The following is a 24774-nucleotide window of genomic DNA, read 5'->3' as shown; positions in this document are numbered from 1 at the left end:
CTGGAGGTGTCTACTAAACTAGAGGCTATTCAAAATGGATTACAGTTCGGTCCTTTTCAGTCGAACTGAATAGCCCCTCTTTTCGGACTACACACTTAATAAATTACATCATTTCAGCTTAATGCTGCGCAACCGCAAAGCGTTGCCGATCACACTGACCGACGACAAAGACATAGCCGCAGCGGCGATAATCGGTGACATCAACACCCCCATAAAGGGATATAAAATCCCTGCCGCGATGGGCACACCTACCGCGTTATAAACGAAGGCGAAAAACAGATTCTGTCGGATGTTGCGCATGGTAGCGCGAGAGAGCTTGCGCGCTTCAACTATGCCCATGAGGTCGCCACGCAGCAAGGTGATACCGGCGCTTTCAATCGCCACGTCGGTGCCTGTTCCCATGGCAATACCTACATCCGCGGTGGCCAGCGCGGGCGCGTCATTCACGCCGTCACCGGCCATCAGCACCACCTTGCCCTGATCCCGTAGCGCTTGTACCACCCGGCCCTTATCCTCGGGCAGCACCTCGGCTTCGACTCGGTCGATACCCAGTTTGCGTGCGACCGCCTGTGCGGAGGTGTGGTTGTCTCCGGTCAACATCACCACTTCGATGCCTTCATCTTGCAAGGCCTTAATGGCCTCGGCCGTGGTGGCCTTGACCGGATCTGCAATAGCGATCAGGCCGGCCATGCGCCCATCCACCGCCGCAAAAATAACCGTGGCACCGTCATGCCGTAGCTGCTCGGCAGCCTCGGTATGGGCGGCAATATCGACTTCCAGTTGCTGCATCAACAAGCGGTTACCAAGCGCGACTTGCTGGCCGTCGACCTGGCCAACCACCCCTTTACCGTTAGGTGAGTCAAAATCGGTCGCCTCGCTGAGCTGCAGCTCTAACGACTTGGCCTTTTCCACTATGGCGTTGGCCAACGGATGCTCACTGCCACGCTCTAACGACGCCGCCAATTGGAGCAACTGGGCTTCGTCAAAGCCTTCTGCAGGGCGGGTTGCCACCACGCTGGGTTTGCCTTCAGTAAGCGTGCCGGTTTTGTCGATAACCACGGTGTCGACTTTTTCCAACCGCTCAAGCGCTTCGGCATCGCGTATCAACACCCCGTTTTGCGCACCACGGCCTACGCCGACCATAATCGACATTGGCGTGGCGAGGCCCAAGGCACAAGGGCACGCAATGATCAGCACACTGACTGCCGCAATCAGACCGTAAGCCATAGGCGGCTCAGGCCCCCATATCGACCAGGCAACAAAGGCCATCACCGCCACCAGCACCACAGCCGGGACAAAGTAACCGGCAACCCGATCAGCCAGGCCCTGAATCGGTGCGCGGCTGCGCTGCGCACTGGAGACCATCTGCACGATCTGCGCGAGCATGGTGTCGCGGCCGATCTTGTCGGCACGCATCACGAACGAACCTTGACCGTTGATGCTGCCACCGACGACCTGATCACCCACAGTGCGACTCGCCGCTAAAGGCTCGCCAGTCACCATGGATTCGTCTACGTTCGAGCGCCCTTCCAATATCTCGCCATCCAGCGGCACCTTATCGCCGGGGCGGACCCGCAAACGGTCACCCACGGCTACCTGTTCGAGTGCTACGTCCTCTTCATTACCCTGCTCGTCGAGGCGGCGCGCCGTTGCTGGCGATAAATCCAGCAGCGCCCGAATCGAACCCGAGGTTTTCTCCCGTGCGCGCAACTCCAGCACTTGCCCCAGCAGCACCAATACAATGACCACCGCTGCGGCTTCAAAATAAACCGAGACTGCGCCATCGGCCTGACGAAACGCCTGCGGAAAAATATCCGGCATGACCGTCGCCAGCACACTGAACAGCCAGGCGGCGCCAGTGCCTATGGCAATCAGGGTAAACATATTGAGATTGCGCGACACCAGCGAGCGCCAGCCACGTACAAAAAACGGCCAACCGGCCCAGAGCACGACCGGCGTTGCCAGAACCAGCTGTACCCAATTCGATAACTGAGGCGCCATGAGCTGATGTATGCCGAATAGATGACCGCCCATTTCCATCAAAAAAACCGGCAGGGCAAATACCAGACCTATCCAAAAACGACGCGTCATATCGGTCAGTTCGGCAGAGGGGCCAGCGTCCGCCGTGACCTCTTCCGGCTCAAGGCCCATGCCGCAAATCGGGCAATCACCCGGCCCGGATTGGCGCACCTCTGGATGCATAGGGCAGGTGTAGATAGCGCCCGGCGGCGCTTGCTCTGCTTGCGTTGAAGCCTTGCTGGGCGCCAGGTAATCCTGCGGACTGGCGATAAACTTCGCTCGGCAACCGGCCGAGCAGAAGTACCAGGTCTTGTCAGCATGTTCAGCGTGATGCTCCGTCTTCTCGGGATCTACGGTCATACCGCAGACCGGATCTTTAACGGGTTCAGAGGCGTTTTCATGATGACAACAACTATGTTCAGCAGACATTTCAGCGTCCTGTATCGAGTCCGGTAGCACGCCCTGACCAGAAGGCCGAGCAGAGCAATCCGAGAGTGGGGTCAACTGTACAACTACCTCCGTTCAGCTTGTTTGCTAACCACATGCAAAAAAATCTTTTCAACCAGCCATATGAGCGACATCAGCACAATAGCTACCCAGATAACCAACGGGTCGCTTTGCAGCTTTACGTAAATAAAACCAAGCAGCACCACCATATCCAAACCAATCGCAATCAACGGAATGCTGCGCGAGGCGTCTATTTCTTCATGCAGATGGCGGACCAAGCCCCAGTGAATGGCAATATCCATGATCAGATAGAGAATGATACCCAGCGCGGCAATCCGCGACAGGTCGAAAAATGCTGTTAGTACAACCCCCAAAACGATTGTGTAAACCAGTGTGTGCTTCTGGATGCTACCGGGCATACCAAAATGCCGGTGCGGTACTAATTTCATTTCAGTTAGCATCGCCAGCATGCGCGAGACTGCGAAAACACTGGCGATCACGCCACCCGCCGTCGCGGCCATAGCCAGCGCCACTGTAAACCAGACGGCGTACTCGCCTAACGCTGGGCGGGCTGCGGCGGCAAGCGCGTAATCCTTGTTCTGGATAATTTCACTAATAGACAGGTTGCTCGACACGGCGAACCCCACAAAAAGATACACCACAACACATAGCGCGATGGAAATGACGATAGCTCGCCCGACATTGCGATGCGGATCTTTCACTTCCGCACCACTGTTGGTGATGGTAGTAAACCCCTTGAACGCTAAAATCCCAAGTGCGGTAGCACCTATAAAACTGGTAATGGCAGAGGGCATCTCCGAACCTGCAGTTTGAGTGGCGGAGCCGAACAAGCTCAAGGAGTCCGCCACCCATAACCCGGTGAGTGCAAAAATTACCACCCCCAATATTTTTGCATAACCAAGAACTGATGCGACGCCCTGAATCAGGCTATTGCTCGCCAAATTCACCAGAAACGCCAAAATTAACAGTCCTATCCCTAACAGTGGCACCCATCGCTCAGCCTGCCCGAGATCGAAAACCTGTAGCGTGTAAGAACCAAAGGTGCGAGCCAAGAAGCTCTGCGCAATTACCATGGAAAAATACATCAACAACGCATGAAAAGCGGTAGTGATGCTTTTACCGTAAGCCTTCTCAAGATACATCCCGATGCCGCCAGCAGAGGGATAAGCGTTGGATATCTTTATATAAGAATAGGCGCTAAAGGCAACCACCAGAGCTGCAGAAAGGAAGGCTAACGGAAACCACCCACCGGTCATCTCTGCCATCTGTCCCGTTAACGAAAAGATACCCGCGCCGATCATTACTCCCGTTCCGAGCGCCACCGTACCGATCAGGCTCAAGCTACCTTCACGGTACTCCGGCGTGCGATTATCAGTATCTTGCATGTCGCCTCCTATATAACGGACGAAAAGAGCTGCCATTGCGTGCTACGTGGAGGTTGAGCTGTGCTCACCGCGCTGTAAATAAGACCTCTAAAGCTTAACGTAAACGGCAGCAGAATTTGCTATGCGTGTAAAACTACTCTCATAAATAGCGTCAACACAAGACGACACATTGCGCGCAGCTCTGTTTCAACGAAATACTCTTAGTAGAGTTCGCTGCCGGTATACCAGCGCTTACGAGCTTTTTATCAGGCGTGACATATCAACCTATTGACCGTTTAACAATTGATCATAGCTATATCTGAGTTTTCCGAATCAGAAAGATCCATCTACGTCATTTCCCATTACCCGTCTTAGATCAGTGATTGTGCCGGAGTGCTAATTGCCACTTCCGAAGAGTTATTATGATGGCGTGACTTGAACCACCTCAAGAACTAATTGAGCACTGATCCTTATGACCAAACCCATATGATACTGAGGGGTGAAAAACCCTTATTTATTGAGCACTTTATTTTGAAATAAGCCTTTATCATGAAGCTTCACATGCGACTCGCCCCAGTTACGCTCCTCAACATCGTCCTTCCGACTTCCGACTTCCGACTTCCGACTTCCCGAAAGGCTCAGATGCCGAGCATGGCTGTGCGCCATCCATTTTTAGTATTTTCCGAAAGTAGATGTCAGGCCGCGATGACCAACTTCTGTTTCGGGTAATGCTTAACAGCGCCAGATTTGGTCGTTCGTGATTATATGTCCAGTACCATCGAGTTGCAGGTTCCTGCACTTCTGCGATCGACTCGAAAAATATAGTGCTCTAGTCTGCCATAGCGCACTATGCGTCTGTAACGATCGACATAAGCATTTTGCCGGAAATATCCCTACTGGATGCGCTCAAGGCGAATCCAGTACTTTTCTGCCCAGAAGTCGAGCCTACTGTTGATTTGCACCGACCCGTTGTCGCTGCGGATAACCCCGGGTTTACCGCGCGATTTGTAGAAGGTCACCGTGCTCGGGGCGCCGCTCTGGGGTTAGGCTGCCAGCTTCAGATCGATTAGGAATGGCAATGACCTGGTTGTCCGATAAACGTAATATCTTCACGTAAAAACTCATTGATCCGATTAAGAAAAACTCCATTTTCTGGTGAATTTTTTTAAGGATGATTACTCAGTCGTATAACTAGAAAGCTTACATAAATGTAACTTTGATATCAGTTTTCTGACAGGGCTCATGCGCTATTGTAACTACAAGCCAAAAGCTTAACCTAACTAATTTCTAGTTAGGATCACTTATTAAAATGGTGGTTTGAAATGAAAGCTATTAAAGCAATGCTAATTATTGCTGCTGTCGGCGCCTCTTCATTGGCAATGGCCGAAGGCGGATCGGACCGTATTTTTGACCGAGCGCATGCAGCGAACAAAGCTGCGATGCAAGTCTATAAAGGTGTGCATGAGCAAAGCCATATTTCTAAAGATGAGCGCGTAAATAAGGAGTAAAACTTACAAATGATGTGCATTCTTAGCACCCCGCTGTGACCCTCCATACATATCATACAAACTTTGCCTCATAACCAACACTAAGTTTGCAGGATTGCAGTAGTCTTTGACTCAGTAATCACCGGCCAAAAAATATGTCCCTCGAACTATAAAGAGCAGATTTAGATATTGTGGGAAAAGTCAAATCTCTGCAAGCTGAAAAGGACTCAAATTGAAACCTACAAGCAGACGACGAGCCAACGAAATATCCGTACAGCATTTATCAGCCAACCTGACATAAATGTAATCAAGCAACAGGTTGAAATGTGGCAATTTGTAGGTATGAGGGTCGTAGTATTAATTTGCGATCGCAAACCATAGCATCAAACTCATGCGCTAGGATCGGACTGATTCAACCTGGTTTTAAAATTTCAATATCGGATTACTAAGCTTAAGAGGCTTATCAGAATGCATTATAAAACCTCAAGACGAACCTTCGTTAAAGGCTTGACCGCCGCTGGTATTGTCGGAGGCCTAGGTTTGTGGCGTACCCCGGTTTGGGCTCTTACTAGTCCCGGCCAACCGAACGTACTGGCCGGCTCGCAGTTTGATCTGGTGATTGGCGAAACACCCGTCAACATCACTGGTAAAACGAGGCTGGCTAAAACTATCAACGGTTCTATGCCGGGGCCTATCTTGCGTTGGCGCGAGGGCGACACCGTCACTTTAAGGGTGCGAAATCGCCTCAAAGAAGACACGTCGATTCATTGGCACGGCATTATTTTGCCGGCAAATATGGATGGCGTGCCCGGCCTAAGCTTTGCTGGCATAGCGCCCGACGGCATATACGAATACACGTTTAAACTCAATCAGAACGGCACCTATTGGTATCACAGCCATTCCGGACTACAGGAACAGGTTGGCGTGTACGGCCCATTGATCATTGATGCCATTGAGCCTGAGCCCTTTGCCTATGATCGCGATTATGTAGTGATGCTCAGCGATTGGACAGATGAAGATCCGGATAGAGTTCTCAGTAAGCTGAAGAAGCAGTCCGATTACTACAACTATCACAAACGTACCGTCGGTGACTTCGTCGATGACGTCGGTGAGAAAGGTTTGTCTGCCACGCTTGCAGACCGAAAGATGTGGGCTGAGATGAAGATGAGCCCTACCGATCTTGCTGACGTCAGTGCGTTTACTTACACCTATTTGATGAATGGTCACGCTCCCAATGGCAATTGGACCGGGCTTTTCAAACCAGGTGAAAAAATTCGTTTGCGCTTTATTAATGGCTCTGCAATGAGCTATTTCGACGTGCGTATTCCTGGCCTAAAAATGACTGTCGTTGCTTCCGACGGGCAGCACGTTCATCCGGTTAGCGTCGACGAGTTACGTGTTGCAGTTGCTGAAACGTATGACGTAATAGTCGAAGTTTCAGATCAAGAGGCGTACACCATTTTTGCACAATCCATGGATCGCACAGGTTATGCGCGAGGCACCTTAGCAATCCGCGAAGGCTTAAGTGCTCCGGTACCCGAAACAGATCCTCGGCCTTTGATTTCCATGAGTGATATGGGTATGGACCATGGGGGTATGTCGGGCATGAGTGGTATGGACCACAGCAGCATGCAAGGTGACATGGGCACAATGGATCACAGCAAAATGGCAGGCATGGATCATTCTGCGATGTCTGGTATGGGTGCCAGCATGCAGACTCATCCCGCATCAGAGGAAGGTAACCCGCTGGTCGACATGCAAACCATGATGCCCACGCCTAAGTTGGACGATCCTGGCATTGGCTTGCGCGAAAATGGACGTAGAGTACTCACTTACGCTGACCTTAAGAGCACGTTTGAAGACCCCGACGGCCGGAAGCCAAGTCGCACGATTGAGTTGCACCTTACCGGACATATGGAAAAATTTTCCTGGTCTTTCGACGGTGTTCCGTTTGCAGATGCAGAACCTGTGCGCCTGAAATATGGCGAGCGCGTAAGAATCATTTTGGTAAACGACACCATGATGACGCACCCCATCCATCTTCACGGCATGTGGAGCGATCTGGAAGATGAGAACGGCAACTTCAAAGTCCGCAAACACACGATTGACATGCCGCCTGGGACTAAACGCAGCTACCGCGTTACCGCAGATGCGCTAGGTCGATGGGCTTATCACTGCCATTTGTTGCTACATATGGACATGGGCATGTTCCGCGAAGTGCGTGTCGAAGAGTAGAGGACTAAACAGATGAACCTACCCATACAACGTAAAGCTCTAATTGGTTTCGCCCTTTCCTTCGGGTTAAGCACACTATTCGCTGTGCCTTTGGCATTTGCTGACGAGTCGAGAGCTGAGGCGAAAACGCATCAATCAACGAGTGCCAACCCGACATTGGCGGAAAGCCATCTGCAGCAGGGCGAATCAATAGAGCTCGAAGCGATAAACCACGACGGAATGGATCACGGTTCGATGGAGCATGACATGATGGGTGCTGATATAAACGCCGACGACAGTAAGGCGGAGGCTAAACATGATCACTAAATACTCATCCGCTACAGTCATCGCTCTTGCGGTGTCCATGACTGCCCCGTATGGCGTGAAGGCTTATGCTGCTGAGCCCATGGACCACTCGACCATGGATCATGCCGCTATGGGACATGATTCTATGCCCACTATGGATCACAGCAAAATGGGTTCCATGCCCGAGGGTCCTGAAACCGGCATTATGGATCATAGCCAAATGAACCATACCCAAGCCGCCGACCCGATCACTACCAGCAGGACACCAATCCCTGAACTAACTGATGCTGACCGAGAGGCAGCTTTTTCAGGGCTACCAGATCACAGTAATATGCACGAAAGCGGGATCAATAGTTTTTTCCTGCTTGACCAGCTTGAATATCAAGACGCAAATGACGGCAGTACCTTGTCATGGGATGCCTCAGGCTGGATTGGCGGAGATATAAATCGTCTTTGGCTTCGTTCGGAAGGGGAACGCACCAATGGCGTGACTGAAGAGGCCGAAATACAGGCGTTGTTTGGGCACTCCATAGGCCCATGGTGGGACGTCGTCGCGGGTGTTCGACAAGACTTTAAACCGAGTTCTCCGCAAACCTGGGCCGCATTGGGAATTCAAGGCATGGCTCTCTATGCTTTTGAAGCTGAAGCAACGGCATATATTGGCGAAGGTGGGCAGTCAGCTGCCAGGCTCGAAGGCGACTACGACATATTGTTAACTAATCGTTTGATATTACAGCCGACTGCGGAAGCGAACTTCTACGGCAAAAATGATCCTGAACGAGGGGTTGGCTCCGGGCTGTCTAACATTGAATTGGGCGTGCGTATGCGCTATGAAATCGTTCGCCAGTTTGCACCCTACATCGGCGTGTCGTGGAATCGCTCTTACGGTAATACGTCAGATTACGCCCGAGCTGAAGGTGCTGATATTGATGAGGCTCGCTTCGTTGCGGGTATCCGGATGTGGTTTTAAGAGAAATATATGAAAAACACAATTAAAGCGCTCGTCGCAGCCACTGTTGCTGCTGGTTTCGTCATCTCTGCTGTTGTCTATTTTGGCATCGTAAATGTAGGCGCTGACGACCCTCACTTTAAAGTTGTTCACTCGTTTTTAGCCATGGCTCGTGACCGTTCCATCGAGGTCCGCAGCAACGCTATCGAAGTACCTAACCTCAATGATCCCGCAATGATTAAGGCTGGTGCCGGCAACTACAACTCTATGTGTGTTGGCTGTCACTTGGCTCCTGGCATGGCTGACACGGAGCTCAGCAAAGCCTTGTATCCCGCGCCTCCCAATCTCGCTGAAAAAAGTATCGAAGAGGGTCCCGCAGCGGCATTTTGGGTTATCAAGCACGGGATAAAAGCCACTGGCATGCCTGCTTGGGGTAAAAGTATGGCCGATCCATATATATGGGGCATGGTCGCGTTTTTAGAGCAACTGCCAGAAATGGATCAAACCCAATACCAAACCCTTGTTGCATCTAGCAGCGGCCATCAACATGGTGGCGGTGAAACTGCTATGCATAAGGATGAAGGGCAAGGTAATAGTCCTGGTGGGCACCATTCAGCTGCTCCATCAAGTAATTCGGATCATCACGCTTCTGGCATGCCTCAAGCTGGCAGCATGCCGAACCATCATGCTGGTGAGGCAACAGATACAGATCATCATGCGGGCGATTCAAAGGTAGAGCAGGGCAAGCCTGAACTAGCTCCGAAAACACACATGCATGAAAACGACGAACAGCATGTTCATTGAATAGCTCTGGGGCAGCATTCACAGACCGGAAGCTTGAAACTGACGCAAATGTAATCTTCAGCTCAGTTTTGTGTCAGCGAGCTCTGATATCATTACTTGCATTATCCCGAGGGAGGAGAGGAAAGGACATAACCGGCTGCATCCGTTTAACTTTCCAATATCTTAAGCCTACTATGACGTGCCGAAATGTATTTATCGTTCTGCTTATGATTCTTGCGCTTCCTATCAGCGGGACGGCGCAAACCATGACGCTTGACACTCGTCATACCATGAGCCTTTCGGCCATTGCGTCCAACGACGACACTTCGGCGTTGGACGCTTCTGCGCATGAATGTTGTGATCCAGACGCGCTCAAGTCAGCCTGCGAAAACGGGCAAGAATGTAAAACCAGCAGCTTACTCCAACTTGCGGTCAACAAAACCGTTTCGCTGGCGCTCCCCCCTCGCCACCCCACCCTCCTTCCTGTTCGAGTACCGGCTCGCACGCCTGATATTATCTGGCACCCCCCTCGCAGCTGATGTTTTTGCCCCCTAGTTTCGCCTGATCGACTGGAGCAGGCGGTGAAGGTATGCCTATGGCATGCGCTAGAACATCAACGGAATCGAAGACATGAATCACCGAATTCACGGCGTGCGCATATGTGCCACTGCCATGTTTATTGGCTTGGCTGCAGTTCCCGGCATATCAGCAGCACTTACGCTCGAGGAGGCGATCACTCTAGCGGAGCAAGGAGCCCCTTCCCTAGGGGCGCGCAGCGCGAACCTGCAAGCTGCCCAAAACCTCGTCACGCCAGCGGGCGAGCTGCCGGACCCCAGGCTGAAGCTTGGAGTCCAGAACCTCCCTATTGAAGGTCAGTCCAGACTGCAATTGGGCGCAGAGGCGATGACGATGCAGATGGTCGGCGTTATGCAAGAGGTCCCTAACCGCGCCAAACGCCGTGCACGAGTGGAAACCGCCGAAGCCACCGTGGCATTGGCCCGGGTACAGCGAAGGGTCGAGCGAATCAAGGTCCGCCAGATGACAGCCGAGGCCTGGATTACAACCCTGGCAGCCGAGCGCAAGCTGATCATTTTTGACCAGCTCTACACCGAGAATCGTCTTTTTGCTCAGGCGATCAAGGCAAACATTGCCGGCGCTCGTGGACTGTCGAGCGATAGCGTATTACCCAAACAGGAAGCCGCGTACTTAGCTGAACAGGAAGATGTCTTGATCCGGAGTAAAGCGGTTGCCCGGGCGGAGCTCCGACGATGGATCGGCGAGGCTGCAACCCAGCCACTGCAGGGCAGCTGGCCGGAATGGACAAGCAGCCCTGAGCTTTACCTTAATAACTTCACACACCACCCTGAGTTACTGGAATTTGACCCGATGACAAGTCGAGCCGAAGCCCAGATTGCACAAGCCGTTTCGGAAAAAACGTCGGACTGGGCCTGGGGCGTGGATTATCAGAAGAGAGGACGCGGCTTTGGCGACATGATCAGCCTCAACCTCAGCTTCGACCTGCCAGTTTTCGCAGGATCCAGACAAGATCCGAAGATAAGCGCTGAACGCGCGCGATTGGAAGGGCTGGAAGCCGAGCGGCAGGACCGGCTGCGACAGCTCCGGCAGGAGCTGTCAGCAGACCTGGCTGAACTCCGACGTCTGGAACGGGCACTAGATCGCACCAAGGAGACACTGTTGCCTCTAGCTGATGAAAAAGTTCGTCTGACCATGGCCGACTACCGCTCAGGCAAAGGTGAACTAACTGCCGTGATCACAGCACGCGAGGAGCTGTTAGAGATGCGTCTGCGCCTTGTCGATCTAGCCAGTAACCGTTCGCTGACTAATGCCCGCTTACATTTTTCCTTAGGAGACACTCAGCCATGACATTTCGAATCAAACGGCTAGCTCTGCTGATCGGCCTACCCATGTTTTTAACCAGCGTTGCAGTGACAAGCATCACCGTGTTCGCAAGTAGTGCCCAGGCTCAGTCCGCCGATCAAAGCGAGAAAGAAGTGCTGTATTGGTACGATCCCATGTATCCGCAGCAACGTTTTGACGCGCCTGGCCCATCGCCGTTCATGGACATGGACTTAGTGCCTCGTTATGCCGAAGAAGGGGCAGGAAGTGCTTCCATGCTCATCGACCCTTCAGTGACGCAGAATTTAGGAATGCGGGTCACACCGGTTACCCGGGAAGCAATAAGCCAGACCGTCAAAGCGTCAGGCACGCTGGGCTACGATGAACGTGACGTAGCCATTGTGCAGACACGCAGCGCCGGATTTGTCGAGAAAGTTTACGATCTGGCCCCGGAAGACGTGATACCAGAAAATGCGCCGCTGGCCGACCTTTTCTTTCCCGAATGGTCGGCTGCACAGGAGGAATATCTAGCATTGCGTGGAATGGGTGAGCCTCAGTTGCTGGCTGCAGCTCGTAACCGCCTGCGTCTTGCCGGCATGCCGGACGAGCACATTACAGCGCTGGAACGCAGCGGCAAGGCCAGCTCAAACTGGACCATTACCAGCCCTATCAGCGGTGTACTTCGCTCACTTGATGTCCGTGAGGGTATGACTCTACCTGCTGGCGCGTCCCTTGCCCGCATCAACGGCCTGGAAAAAGTCTGGCTGGACGTTGCCGTCCCAGAAGCGCAGGTGAGCAACCTGAAGGTCGGGCAAAAGGTCGAGGCCATACTGCCTGCCTACCCGGGCGAAATCTTGGGCGCGGTGATTGAGGCGATCTTACCCCAAGCCAACCTGGAAAGCCGAACCGTTCGGGTTCGAGTCGTGCTACCCAACCCCGATCAACTCCTGCGCCCCGGCATGACCGCAGACGTGACCTTGAGCCGTGATGAAGAGGTAGCCCTGGTGGTACCCACTGAAGCACTAATCAGAACAGGTCGGCGCACGCTTGTTATGCTCTCCGAGGATGAAGGCAGGTTCAGGCCCGTAGAAGTCAGGGTCGGCCGCGAAACCGATTTCAAGTCAGAAGTGTTGTCGGGACTTGACGAAGGCCAGCGCGTGGTTGCGTCCGGGCAGTTCCTGCTCGATTCCGAAGCCAGTCTGCGCGGACTGACCACCAAACCAGAGCAATCGCCAGTAAACACCGCGCCCACATTGCACGAGGCCGAGGGCACCATCGTGGGCATAGAAGATGACAAGGTCAATTTGTCTCACGGTCCATTCAAGACATTGAACATGCCGGGCATGACGATGGCATTTCCGATCGCAGACCCGGTGCTGCTGAAAGGACTTAAAGAAGGTAACCGGGTACGGGTAGGTGTAAGCGAAAGCGATGAAGGCCTTGTTATCGAGCGGATCGAGCAGCTCGGAGACCAGCCATGATTGCCAACATCATTAGATGGTCCGTCGCCAACCGATTTCTGGTATTGCTGGCGACGCTATTTTCGGTTGCCTGGGGTATATGGTCGATCCAGAACACCGCCGTTGATGCGCTGCCTGACCTGTCCGACGTTCAGGTCATCATCCGCACACCCTATGCCGGACAGGCCCCGCAGATTGTTGAAAATCAGGTGACCTACCCGCTGGCGACTACCATGCTCTCGGTTCCCGGAGCAAAGACAGTGCGCGGTTATTCATTTTTCGGCGACAGCTATGTTTATGTTCTGTTCGAGGACGGCACGGACCTGTATTGGGCGCGCTCGCGGGTGCTCGAGTACCTCAGCCAGGTGCAGAGCCGACTTCCCGAAGGCGCTGCGCCAGCGTTGGGCCCTGACGCCACCGGGGTGGGCTGGATCTATCAGTATGCTCTGGTGGATCGCACCGGCCAACACGACCTTGCTCAATTGCGGTCGCTGCAGGATTGGTTCCTGCGGTACGAGCTAAAAACCCTCCCAAATGTTGCAGAGGTCGCGCCAATCGGCGGCATGGTCAAGCAGTACCAGGTGGTGCTGGATCCGCTACGGATGGCCAATCAACAAATAACTCAGCAGCAGATCAGGCAAGCGGTTGAAGAGGCCAACCAAGAGACGGGCGGAAGCGTGTTGGAGCTCGCCGAAACCGAATTCATGGTTCGCGCCTCGGGCTATCTCTCGTCACTGAAGGATTTTCGTACCATTCCGCTGGGCTTGAGCGCTACCGGCACACCGATAACACTTGGCGATGTCGCGAATATTCAGCTGGGCCCGGAGATGCGTCGGGGGATTGCCGAACTGGACGGCGAAGGCGAGGTAGTCGGTGGCGTAGTGATATTACGCAGCGGAAAAAATGCTCGCGAAACCATCACCGCAGTGCGGTCCAAGCTTGAAGATCTGAAAAAGAGCCTGCCTGATGGAGTTGAGGTAGTCACTACCTATGACCGCAGCAAGCTGATTGATAGCGCCGTTTCCAACCTCAGCTTCAAGCTTCTGGAAGAGTTTATTGTCGTTGCGCTGGTGTGCGCGCTGTTCCTCTGGCACCTGCGTTCATCGCTGGTAGCAATTGTCTCTTTGCCAGTGGGTATCCTGATCGCATTCATCATCATGCAGCGGCAAGGGGTCAACGCCAACATCATGTCCCTGGGGGGAATTGCGATCGCAATCGGGGCCATGGTCGATGCTGCGATTGTGATGATCGAGAATGCCCATAAACACATAGAAGCGTGGCACAAGAAAAACCTGAACAAGAAGCTTGAAGGCGCCGAGCACTGGAAAGTCATCACCAATGCAGCGATCGAAGTCGGTCCAGCGCTGTTCTTCAGTCTGCTTATCATCACCTTGTCGTTTATTCCGGTTTTCACCCTGGAAGCTCAAGAGGGTCGGTTGTTCGGCCCACTAGCCTTCACCAAGACCTATGCCATGGCTGCAGCCGCAGGGCTGTCGGTCACCTTGGTTCCGGTACTAATGGGCTATTGGATCCGCGGAAAGATCCCCGACGAGCATCGCAATCCAATCAATCGTGGGCTGATTTGGATATATCAACCGGCTCTCGAAGCAGTACTTCGCTGGCCCAAAACCACCGTCGTGATCGCATTCGTAATTTTTCTGACGGCACTCTGGCCTATCTCCCGACTGGGTGGAGAGTTCCTGCCGCCACTAGATGAAGGTGACCTGTTGTACATGCCAACGGCGTTACCCGGTCTGTCTGTTCAAAAAGCATCGGAACTTCTGCAGCAGACCGACCGCATGATTAAAAGCGTGCCTGAAGTAAAACGCGTTTTCGGCAAGGCGGGTCGTGCCGACACAGCGACCGATCCGGCACCGCTGACCATGTTCGAAACAACTATCCAGTTCAAGCCCCGGGACCAATGGCGCCCGGGAATGACGCCTGAAAAGCTGGTAAAGGAACTCGATAATGCGGTACAGGTCCCTGGACTGGCCAACCTGTGGATACCGCCTATCCGCAATCGTATCGATATGCTGGCCACCGGCATCAAGAGTCCGATCGGGGTCAAGGTTTACGGCTCGGACCTGGTACAAATTGACAAGACCAGCCAAGCGATCGAGCGCATAGCCAAGACGGTTCCCGGCGTAAGTTCGGCTGTGGCCGAGAGACTAACCGGTGGGCGCTATATCGACGTCGACATTGACCGCAGTACGGCTGCACGTTACGGGCTGAATATTTCTGAGGTGCAGTCCATTGTGGCCGGTGCAGTCGGAGGCGCCACCATTGGCGAAACCGTAGAGGGGCTCGCTCGTTACCCCATCAGTTTGCGCTACCCGCGCGAATGGCGTGATTCATTGACCGACTTGCGCAATCTGCCGATCTACACTCCCGAGGGAAGTCAAATCACTTTGGGAACGGTGGCTCAAATCAAAGTCACGGATGGCCCACCAATGCTCAAGAGCGAAAATGCTCGACTCACCGGATGGGTCTATATAGACGTGCGCGATCGCGACATGGCTGCGGTGGTGAACGACCTGCGTACCAGAATCGACAGCGAAGTGTCCTTGGAATCAGGCATGAGCATTAGTTATTCCGGACAGTTCGAGTTCATGGAGCGCGCCAATGCCAAACTGAAGATGGTTGTACCAGCTACGCTACTAATCATTTTTGTGTTGCTGTACCTCATTTTCAACAGGTTCAGCGAAGCTTTGCTGATAATGGCGACGCTTCCATTCGCTCTGACTGGCGGTGTCTGGTTCCTTTACCTGCTTGACTACAACCTGTCGGTAGCAACTGGCGTCGGATTCATTGCGCTGGCAGGAGTGTCGGCCGAATTCGGCGTCATCATGCTCCTATACCTGACTAATGCCTGGAGCGAGCGCGTGAATGCAGGACGTGCGGACAGACCGGCACTCCTGGAAGCGATTCGCGAGGGCGCCGTACAACGCGTGAGGCCCAAGGCGATGACCGTAGCAGTCATCATCGCGGGCTTGCTACCAATCCTGCTTGGCAGCGGTACCGGTAGTGAAATCATGAGCCGCATCGCAGCGCCAATGGTCGGCGGCATGATTACCGCACCGCTTCTGTCCCTATTTGTACTACCGGCAGCTTATCTGCTGATGAGACGCCGGTCCATTAAGCAAACCAAACCACAAACTGGAGATTCATTATGAAAACCAAACTGGCACTAGTTCTTACTCTGGCACTGACGCCGGCAGCCTTCGCTGAAGAAATGAAAGGCATGGAAATGAAACACAGCATGCCCATGGACAATATGCAGATGGAGCAAACGCATACCTCTACGCAGAGCGCGAAGGCAACAGGTACCGTGCGCAAGATCAAACAGAATGGAGGTTCTGTCACCATCGCCCACGGGGCCGTACCAGAGCTTGAATGGCCTCCTATGACCATGGATTTCAAGGCAACGTCTGAGCAGCTTCAAGGCCTCAAGGAAGGCGACGAGATCGAGTTTGAATTCACCTCAGAAGGGATGAACTCAATCATCACGTCGATCAAACAACGTTAAACTGGGTTCATGGCTATCAACCCCATGGAAAAGGTAGCCATGCCGCCTAGGCATTACACAATAGTAAGTACCTCACAGCTTGTCGTCAGGTTCAAACCGTCAAGCTAAATAGCACTCCCAAAAGAGAGGTGTCTAATGAACAAGTTTTCCAAAGTAATTACCCCGCTCGTCGAAGACGGCAGCGATTATGAGCTGAGGTACAAGCGCCTTCCATCATGAGGCGCCAGGTGCCGCACCAAAGCCCCTATAGGGTGAAGGGCGGCCCTTGCTGATAGCCAAATAAAAGGCAGCGATGAAATAATTAAGTGTTTTATATGAATTTGTATAGAAACAGTCGAGAAGTTGTAATAAAAAATTCCAGACGACAGGAATAGCAGTGACTAGGTTCAGCTTCATACTGCTGAACCTTAACAAGCAACTATTCCTCGGCTTCCTGCCTTGCCTATTACTCTTCTTGACCTATTTATCAATGATTGTGGTACGCATGAGATATGGAATGGGACAGAAATATGAGCAGCAAACAGCGCTTGAGGCCTAACTGACCAGCGTAAAAAATTCTGATTGAGTAGCAGAACAGTGATGCGTAAAGTGGCCTTCAACATTGTGTTGTTCGCCCTATTGGCAACCGGCACCACTGCAGCAGTATCCGCAGCGGCAGAATAGGCTAAAAAGTCTGAGCACCAGCACATGGGCGGCAATATAATGATGGGCATGATGTCTGAGATGCGCCAGATGATGGACATGATGAAGACTCAGCAAACCGCCGAATAGTAAAAAACGATGCTAACTTAACCAAGGGTTCGTTATAGAGCCCTTTTCTCTTCGACTCTAATAAAGACAGCCGCCTAAATCCGCATTCAATCGAATGCTGTTAGTCCGTCTTATTTCGTACCGAAGGAGTTATCTATCAACAAAAATAGAATACTGAACACACCAGAGCTACACGTCGCAATTTTCTCATTCTTCCTGCATTTTATCTGGGAGCTGATGCAGATGCCATTATTTGCCGGATTCGACGATACTCATTACTTCAGCGTCATTCTGCATTGCACCAGAGCCACCGGCGGCGACGTCATTATTTCCCTTGGAGCGTTCTGGACTGCTAGCTTATTCGCCCGTTCAAGGTACTGGTTTCTGGCAGATCGATTCCTGCCCCTTGGCATATTCCTAATTGCTGGCCTACTGATTACCGTAGTTTTTGAGCTCCTGGCGACAGGCCCATTTCAACGCTGGACCTATGAACAATCCATGCCGGTGCTGCCCTTTACGAATGTAGGTTTGTCACCCATTGCCCAGTGGATCGCGTTACCTCTGCTGCAAATGTGGTTTGTCCGGCGCCAGGTGCTTGGCGGACACCTTTAGGGCGTTCAGATGCGGAGGTAAAGGGTAAAGGACGAAATGCCTGGTCATTTTCACTAACGCTGCCTTTGGTACTGAGCGAGAAACAGTTATGAGTATGTTGTCTATGCGCGCCAGAATGGCGCTTCTTTTTATATTGGTAGTAACAACAGTTCTGGCGTTCGCTGCCGTAAGCTTTGATTTTTTTTGTCGCCTGCATTTTGAGCGACAGGATGAACAGGTTCTCCAACACAAGATACAGTCGCTGGAGGCAGTTCTGTCGCGCAATGACGGCCTTGGGTCATCCATAATGTCCGACATCGACCGATTGCTTGACACCTCATTTGGCTTTGCTGTCGTGATTAAAGCCGGAAACCGCGTCGTTTATTCACATCACAACCTACCCGAAAAATACCTGCCTTTTAATAACTCCGGCAATGCTGACAAGTGGCTGATTCAAGTGGGCCCCAACATCTACACGGGGACGACCCAGCGGATCGGGGAGTGGGCAGATGGAGAAGGAAAGACGATTCACTTGGCCCTAGATGTCACACACCGCACCCACTTTTTCGAAATGATTCGTCAATGGTTCATTTATACGCTTCTCATCAGTGCTGTGCTCAGCGGCGTACTTGGTTACGCATTTATTGGCCGGGGTCTCAAGCCGATCTCCCGCCTGTCAAAGACAACTTCCACCATCACTGCCAACTGCCTGGAAACGCGAATCCCTGCCGAATCGGTACCAACCGAACTGCATGAGCTCGTGAACAGCTTTAACGCCATGCTTGAGCGATTGGATAATTCCTTTCTTCGCCTATCGGGCTTTTCAGCTGACATCGCGCATGAGCTGCGCACACCGCTGAACAGCATGCTGACCCAAACTGAAGTCGCGCTGATGAAGGATCGCTCTGGCGAAGACTACAAAGAAATTCTTTTGTCGACCCTTGAGGAGCTCCGCAGGATGTCGCGAATGGTCGACGACATGCTATTTCTGGCCAAAGCCGACAACGGCATGATTACTCCCGATTTAGAAGATCACAACCTGGCAACTATCGGAGCGAGCGTGCTCGAATATTACGAATATGCGGCCGACGAAAAGGGCTTAAAACTGATCATGAGTTGCGAAGGCGTCACCTGGGTACAAGGTGACAATCTCATGTTGCGACGCGCCCTTTCGAACATCTTGTCCAATGCAGTGCGTTACGCAGATGAAGGCACTGTTGTCGTTATTGAGGTCTCGAGAGCGGATGATTGGGTGCTCTTGAAGGTGAGTAACCAAGGCCCGATAATTTCTGCTGAGCATATCGATAAGCTTTTTGACCGTTTTTACCGAATCGATACCGCAAGGCGCGAAGGAAGCACCTTGAATGCGGGTCTTGGAATGGCTATTACCCGGTCGATTATCGAAGCGCACAAAGGAACAATTGAATGCAGTTCTGCGGATAGAATCACCACATTCGAGATTAAATTAGCAGCAATCGTTTAAGCATGTAACGCCAAGCTCAACTTGACTCTGTACTATCGATGAAATAGCCCATGCCTCGAACGGTTTGAATCAACTTTACAGGGAAGTCATCATCAATTTTTGCGCGTAGTCGTCTAATAGCGACCTCAATAATATTAGTGTCGCTATCAAAGTTGATATCCCATACTTTGGATGCAATAAGCGATTTAGATAACACTTCACCCCGACGGCGAAGCAGTAGCTCAAGCAACATGAATTCCTTTGCAGTCAGATCGATGCGTTTGCCTCCGCGCTCGACTCTTCGCTTCAACAAGTCCACCTGCATGTCTGCAATGGCCAAGCTCGTCTGGACAGTTGCATTGGTTCCACGACGCAGCAACGACCTTACTCGGGCCAGCAACTCGGAAAAGGCGAACGGTTTGACCAGGTAATCATCTGCCCCAAGCTCTAGGCCTTTGACTCTATCTTCCACCTGGTCTCGAGCAGTCAGAAACAGCGCAGGCGTTTCACTGCCCGCAGCGCGTGCTCGTTCAAGCACCTGCCAGCCATCCAGCCCTGGCATCATCACGTCCAAAATCAGCAGGTCATATTCTTCATCATGAGCCTGTTGGACCGCATCAATACCGTTCGTGACCAAGTCGACAACAAACCCAGCTTCAGCCAAACCTTGTTTCAAGTAAACGCCAGTCTTCGGTTCATCTTCTGCAACCAAGATTTTCACAATCAAGCTCCTGCCTAAGCAATAGCTCATTGTGCAGTGCTCAGGACGGAGATGCTATTGCCTTTCATAAATGTAATTGACGGCGTCCAACACATCGATAGTGTTAAGGCCTGAACCGGCTTGGCGCGTCGGGAGATTGCGCCGACAGCGCCAAACGATCAACCCGCCATCCGCCCACATTCTTCTAAACAGGCGATGCAGGCTTCGGCGCAGCGCTGACTAACACGCCCCGTACTCGCTATATAGCAGGAACGGGGCGTGCGTACCGACACTCAATTTTGATAGCTCTGTTAAGAACTAGCGCTTGCTTGCTCTTCTAACTCGTCATCTCGACGGTGAACCAGCTGGTAAAGCAACGGTAACACTAATAGCGTTAGCACCGTTGAAGACAGAATCCCGCCGATCACCACCGTCGCAAGAGGACGTTGTACCTCTGCACCGGTCCCGACATTTAAAGCCATTGGAACAAATCCGAGTGAAGCCACAAGAGCAGTCATTAATACCGGTCGTAGCCGGGTAAGAGCGCCCTCGCGGATCGCGGTGTCCAGAGGTAAACCTTGCTCCCGTAGGCTACGGATGAAGGAGATCATTACCAGGCCATTTAGAACGGCGACGCCTGACAGAGCAATAAAGCCAACTCCTGCTGAAATGGACAACGGGATATCTCTCAGCCACAGCGCAACAATGCCTCCGGTGAGCGCAAATGGAATCCCTGTAAAGACCAATAAGCCGTCTTTGACATTGTTGAACATCATGAAAAGCAGAATGAACACCAGGAGCAGCGCCACGGGGACGACAATCTGCAGCCGCTTCGTTGCCGATTCAAGCTGCTCGAAGGTACCGCCCCAGTCGATCCAATAACCTGCCGGGATATCTACCTGGGCCTGGATTTTCTGTTCTGCCTCAGATACGAATGATCCAATGTCACGACCACGGACGTTTGCACTGACAACAATTCGCCGTTTCCCTTCTTCTCTACTGATCTGATTCGGACCGGGGGACAGATCTAGCGTGGCCACCTCGCCGAGGGGGATATAACTTATGGTGCTGTTTAATTCCCTTGGAAGGGCAATTGGAAGCCGCTCAATTGCGGCGAGATCGCTGCGTATCTCGTCCGGTAAACGAACCACGATATCGAAACGCCGGTCTCCTTGAAACAAGGTGCCTGCCTCTCGGCCACCGATAGCTACTGCAACCGCTTGCTGTACAGTATCTAGACTCAGGCCGTATCGTGCGATTTGATCGCGATCGATATCAATCGTGAGCATAGGAAGGCCAGTCGTTTGCTCGACCGTAACCTCTGAAGCGCCTGGTACTTGTTCTAGCAGCTCGGACACTTCCGCCGCCGTGCTGTTAAGAACCTCCATGTCATCACCATAGATTTTCACGGCCACCGCGGCACGAACACCGGAAATCAACTCGTTGAAACGCAGCTGAATCGGCTGGGAAAACTCGTAGTTATTGCCCGGCAACTCAGCGGCGGACGCTTGGACCTCGCTTAAGAGCTCATTGCGCGACTTGCCTGGATCCGGCCACTGCTCTTGTGGCTTCAGCATGACGTACCCGTCAGAGATATTTGGTGGCATGGCATCGGATGCCACCTCCGCAGTGCCTGTGCGCGCAAAAATCCGCTCGATCTCCGGAAACTCACCCATAAGCTTTCGTTCCAGCTGCTGCTGCATCTCGACAGACTGACTAAGACTGGTAGCCGGTACACGAAGGGCTTGGATAGCGAAGTCTCCCTCGTTGAGGCTAGGCACGAATTCACTGCCCATACGTGACCCTACGAGGCCGGAAAGTATGACTACAACTACGGCAAAGGTGAGCACCGCTGGCTTGTTGGCCATCACCGCATCGAGTGTAGGTGCGTAGGCCCGTTTAGTATTGCGGATTAGAAAGTTTTCCTTCTCTGTAACCCGCTTACCGATAAATAGCGCAACGGCTGCCGGGACGAACGTCACCGAGAGGATCATCGCCCCGAATAGCGCTGTCACTACGGTAAACGCCATGGGCGTGAACATCTTACCTTCTACCCCTGTAAGGGCGAATATCGGCAGATACACGATCATAATGATCAGTTGCCCATATAGTAGAGGCCGACGCACTTCCTTTGCCGCAGCGAACACTTCATGAAGCCGCTCGGACAGCGTTAATGCCCGTCCGTGATGGGACTGAGCGTGAGCAAGTCGACGCACGCAGTTCTCAACAATCACCACGGCACCATCGATAATGATGCCGAAATCCAATGCGCCTAAGCTCATCAGGTTGGCGCTGACCTCGTTGGCTACCATGCCGGTGAACGTAAAGAGCATCGCCAGCGGTATAACAAGTGCGGTTAGGATCGCCGCACGGATATTGCCCAAGAAGAGAAAAAGTATAACCACAACAAGAATGGCACCCTCAGTGAGGTTCTTCTTAACGGTGGATATAGCTTTGTCTACGAGTACAGTTCGATCGTAGACAGTGATCGCCTTTACGCCTTCCGGAAGCGAAAGGTTTATCTCTTTCATCTTGTCATCGACAGCCCTAGAAACTACCCGGCTATTTTCACCGATAAGCATGAAAGCCGTACCTAGAACCACTTCGCGGCCATTCTCGGTGGCTGCGCCAGTACGGAGCTCCTTTCCAACCTCGACCGTCGCAACGTCCCGGATACGCACTGGGGTACCGTCAACGTTGCTAATAAGGGTATTGCGGATGTCCTCCACAGACTGCATTTGTCCTGGTGCACGAACAAGATACTGCTCGCCGCGCTTTTCAATATATCCGGCACCTAGATTGTTATTGTTTTGCTCAACCGCCTCGATTAGATCTTGTAGTGTTAGTCCAAACGACCGCAAAGTGTCTGGGTTGGGGGCGATCTGATATTCCTTTGCATATCCTCCGATCGTATTGATCTCAGTAACACCAGGTACATTGCGGACTTGCGGTTTGATGATCCAATCTTGAATCTCACGCAAGTCAGCAGGGGTATACGGCGTACCGTCCGATTTGGTGGCACCTTCCTCAGCTTCAACCGTCCAAAAGTAGATTTCGCCAAGCCCAGTGGAAATAGGGCCAAGTGTTGGAGTGACGCCTTCTGGGAGCTGATCTTTGGCCCCTCCCAGGCGCTCATTCACAAGTTGGCGGGCAAAATAGATGTCAGTGCCTTCCTCAAAAATAACTGTGATCTGAGAAAGTCCATATCGAGACAAGGAACGTGTCTGCTCGAGCTTGGGCAACCCGGCCATTACCGTCTCGAGCGGGTAGGTAATGCGCTGCTCCACTTCCAGCGGGGAATAACCTGGCGCCGCAGTGTTGATTTGCACCTGTACGTTGGTGATATCAGGAACAGCGTCGATAGGCAGCTTTTGGTAGCTGTAAACTCCTAACGCTGCCATGCCAAGCACGGCTAGCAAAACCAGCCAGCGATGCTCTATAGAAAAACGAATGATACGTTCGAACACAGTCTATAACTCCGTATTAGTGAGCATGCGAGGCGCTGGCTTTGCCAAGCTCGGACTTAATAATGAAGCTGTTAGCCAAGGCATAGCGCGCTCCGGCCTGAAGACCTTCCTTGATTTCAACCGCTTCACTATCGCTGCGACCAGTCACGATTGGCTGAGCAGCAAAACCATGGTCGGTCCGTACAAACACCACCGGCTTTTCTTCCAATGTGTGGATCGCATCAGGACTTACTGCGACTGGCACGGATGCTTCGCCAGCGCCTACCTGCACTTTGACGAACAGGCCGGGGCGCCAAACCCCTTCAGGATTGGGAAGTGTGACCCGGGCGGTAGCGGCGCGGCTTTGCTGACCAACAAGTGAGCCGACATAAGAAACGGTTCCATTGGCACTGGACTCGAATGCTGTGGCCTCGATAACGGCATTGCTGCCTACTCGTACCGCGCTGAGTGCATTGGCAGGAACGCTGATATCTGCCCACACGGTGGAGAGATCGGAAATGATGAATATCTGGTCATCGGTATTGACTGACTCACCGAGCGTGATGTCCTTCTCAACGATCATCCCATCGAACGGCGCCCTGAGTTCGTAGCGGCTCAATGCGTCTGGCTTGCCAGCATCACTGCCAAGCGCTTGTAGCTGTGCGTTTGCATTCGCAACAGTCAGCTCTGCTTCCCGTAAAGCCTGTTGTGCCTGTAAATAATCCTGTTCCGCAGAAATACGCTCTTCCCATAGCTCCTTTTCGCGTCGATAGGTTTTTTGAGCCAATGCAAGACGTTTTTGCGCCGCGTAGAACTCGCTTCTACGTTCCGACAGGTCTGTACTCGCGATCACAGCAAGTACTTGCCCCTGTTTCACCTGTTCGCCCAAATCGACTTTGACCGCTTCAACGACACCTGAGAGACGAGGCACAACTTGCGCTGTGCGGTCTTGGTTGAATGTAATTTCGCCAGGCAGCTCAATTGCGCTTTTTATCTTTGCGGGCTGAGCAGTTGCCAGTGAGATGCCGGCGGCTAGGATTTGTGTCTCTGAGAGTTCTACCTCTGCTGTTTCAGTATGCTCCGCTCCCTCGGGCTCATCTTCATGCTCATCTTTCTCTGCCGCACCGACCTCGTGATCGCTATCGGCGCCTCCTTCATCATGGCCATGATCTCCTTCGGCTTCTGCATCCTCATCCGAATGCCCTTCATCCTCATGCTCCGATTCGTCACCATGCTCGCTATGTGCGTCGCCCGCATCGGGCACAGCTGGACTACTGCGAAGAAGCAATCCGCCAAGCATAAGTGCCACGCTTAATATGACGACGATCCAAAAAATCTGCTTCTTGTGACCAGCCAAGCAAGATGTATTCGATTTACTTTTCATATGGATTC

Annotated in this window: 17 protein-coding genes; 11 read left to right on the top strand and 6 right to left on the bottom strand. The window is 52.5% G+C overall.

All coding sequences use genetic code 11. The features are described 5' to 3' along the window. Positions 1-108: 108 nt before the first annotated feature. Positions 109-2448, bottom strand: a complete 2340-nt coding sequence (locus AC1XYH_RS18675) for a heavy metal translocating P-type ATPase (RefSeq protein WP_483324581.1) — start codon at positions 2446-2448, stop codon at positions 109-111. 83 nt (positions 2449-2531) lie between these two features. Next, entirely contained in the window at positions 2532-3872 is a 1341-nt protein-coding gene (locus AC1XYH_RS18670) for an APC family permease (RefSeq protein WP_483326416.1), read from the bottom strand. 1301 nt (positions 3873-5173) lie between these two features. On the opposite strand from AC1XYH_RS18670, the gene AC1XYH_RS18665 reads away from it, so the two are divergent. From AC1XYH_RS18665 to AC1XYH_RS18625, 9 genes are all read left to right on the top strand, one after another. Next, positions 5174-5359, top strand: a complete 186-nt coding sequence (locus AC1XYH_RS18665) for a co-regulatory protein PtrA N-terminal domain-containing protein (protein ID WP_439271046.1) — start codon at positions 5174-5176, stop codon at positions 5357-5359. Positions 5360-5806: 447 nt separating this feature from the next. Beyond that, positions 5807-7573 carry a copper resistance system multicopper oxidase gene (locus AC1XYH_RS18660; protein WP_123891406.1) on the top strand — a complete coding sequence of 589 codons (1767 nt, stop codon included), beginning with the start codon at positions 5807-5809 and terminating at the stop codon, positions 7571-7573. A gap of 12 nt (positions 7574-7585) precedes the next feature. Further along, complete coding sequence (locus AC1XYH_RS18655) at positions 7586-7879, top strand: hypothetical protein (RefSeq protein WP_123891407.1); 294 nt, start codon at positions 7586-7588, stop codon at positions 7877-7879. Further along, positions 7869-8828: a copper resistance protein B gene (locus AC1XYH_RS18650; protein WP_123891408.1), complete on the top strand. Its 960-nt coding sequence runs from the start codon at positions 7869-7871 to the stop codon at positions 8826-8828. Before AC1XYH_RS18655 ends, AC1XYH_RS18650 begins: the two co-directional genes overlap by 11 nt. Before the next feature lie 9 nt (positions 8829-8837). Continuing rightward, positions 8838-9611: a c-type cytochrome gene (locus AC1XYH_RS18645; RefSeq protein ID WP_123891409.1), complete on the top strand. Its 774-nt coding sequence runs from the start codon at positions 8838-8840 to the stop codon at positions 9609-9611. Between the two features lie 609 nt (positions 9612-10220). Continuing rightward, positions 10221-11474, top strand: a complete 1254-nt coding sequence (locus tag AC1XYH_RS18640) for a TolC family protein (RefSeq protein ID WP_123891410.1) — start codon at positions 10221-10223, stop codon at positions 11472-11474. Further along, on the top strand, positions 11471-12928 hold the full coding sequence (locus AC1XYH_RS18635; RefSeq protein ID WP_123891411.1) for an efflux RND transporter periplasmic adaptor subunit: 1458 nt from the start codon (positions 11471-11473) through the stop codon (positions 12926-12928). The genes AC1XYH_RS18640 and AC1XYH_RS18635 overlap by 4 nt, the downstream gene beginning before the upstream one ends. Next, a complete protein-coding gene (locus AC1XYH_RS18630; RefSeq protein WP_123891412.1) occupies positions 12925-16080 on the top strand; it encodes an efflux RND transporter permease subunit in 3156 nt (1051 codons plus the stop codon). The genes AC1XYH_RS18635 and AC1XYH_RS18630 overlap by 4 nt, the downstream gene beginning before the upstream one ends. Then, the gene (locus tag AC1XYH_RS18625; RefSeq protein WP_123891413.1) at positions 16077-16433 is read left to right on the top strand and encodes a copper-binding protein; all 357 of its coding nucleotides are present in this window, start codon (positions 16077-16079) and stop codon (positions 16431-16433) included. Before AC1XYH_RS18630 ends, AC1XYH_RS18625 begins: the two co-directional genes overlap by 4 nt. A 213-nt stretch (positions 16434-16646) precedes the next feature. On the opposite strand, the gene AC1XYH_RS18620 is transcribed toward AC1XYH_RS18625, so the two are convergent. Further along, positions 16647-16829, bottom strand: a complete 183-nt coding sequence (locus AC1XYH_RS18620; protein WP_123891414.1) for a hypothetical protein — start codon at positions 16827-16829, stop codon at positions 16647-16649. Positions 16830-17426: 597 nt separating this feature from the next. Here AC1XYH_RS18620 and AC1XYH_RS18615 point away from each other — a divergent pair. Continuing rightward, positions 17427-17795 (top strand): hypothetical protein, encoded by a 369-nt coding sequence (locus tag AC1XYH_RS18615; protein WP_220469433.1) that lies wholly within the window; start codon positions 17427-17429, stop codon positions 17793-17795. Positions 17796-17883: 88 nt separating this feature from the next. Continuing rightward, positions 17884-19257: a heavy metal sensor histidine kinase gene (locus tag AC1XYH_RS18610; protein ID WP_439270922.1), complete on the top strand. Its 1374-nt coding sequence runs from the start codon at positions 17884-17886 to the stop codon at positions 19255-19257. Between the two features lie 16 nt (positions 19258-19273). On the opposite strand, the gene AC1XYH_RS18605 is transcribed toward AC1XYH_RS18610, so the two are convergent. The 3 genes from AC1XYH_RS18605 to AC1XYH_RS18595 all read right to left on the bottom strand — a co-directional run bounded on the left by AC1XYH_RS18605 (position 19274) and on the right by AC1XYH_RS18595 (position 24766). After that, positions 19274-19957, bottom strand: coding sequence for a heavy metal response regulator transcription factor (locus tag AC1XYH_RS18605; RefSeq protein WP_123891422.1), 684 nt, complete (start codon positions 19955-19957; stop codon positions 19274-19276). A gap of 290 nt (positions 19958-20247) precedes the next feature. Beyond that, entirely contained in the window at positions 20248-23403 is a 3156-nt protein-coding gene (locus tag AC1XYH_RS18600; RefSeq protein WP_123891421.1) for an efflux RND transporter permease subunit, read from the bottom strand. 16 nt (positions 23404-23419) lie between these two features. Further along, entirely contained in the window at positions 23420-24766 is a 1347-nt protein-coding gene (locus AC1XYH_RS18595; RefSeq protein WP_483324580.1) for an efflux RND transporter periplasmic adaptor subunit, read from the bottom strand. Positions 24767-24774: the final 8 nt, after the last annotated feature.

It is taken from the genome of Pseudomonas sp. GW-45 (genome assembly GCF_056896675.1).
Note: the sequence above shows the minus strand (reverse complement) of the source record. Positions and strands in the feature narration are given on the sequence as shown.